1 pseudogene is annotated in these 255 nt (G+C 43.5%); it reads left to right on the top strand.

Going from position 1 to position 255, the window contains the following annotated elements:
* Nucleotides 1–45: 45 nt before the first annotated feature.
* A pseudogene (locus AAEY75_RS16110) lies at nt 46–255 on the top strand (glycerol acyltransferase); the annotation flags it as partial.

Genomic DNA, 255 nt, shown 5'->3' with positions numbered 1-255 from the left:
AGGTTAATGTTATTATATCGCTATCTTTCATTATCTGGTGCCGTCATGACATCGAAGTTTAGCCGTCGTTCTAAGCCTATTGCCGCTAGTTCTACACGCTCTAAAATATTACCAAAGCTTAGCAGAAAGGATTTGGGTGACTTAATTCCCAGACGTGGCGGTGCTATTACGCCAGTTATCGGTGCGCGTTTGTTAAAAGTATTAGGCTGGCGTACTGTTGGCGATATTCCAAATGTGTCGCAAGCAGTGGTATTG

Source organism: Psychrobacter sp. TB55-MNA-CIBAN-0194 (genome assembly GCF_040309505.1).
Classification (GTDB): Bacteria; Pseudomonadota; Gammaproteobacteria; order Pseudomonadales; family Moraxellaceae; genus Psychrobacter; species Psychrobacter fozii.
This window is presented reverse-complemented; position numbering and strand designations above follow the sequence as displayed.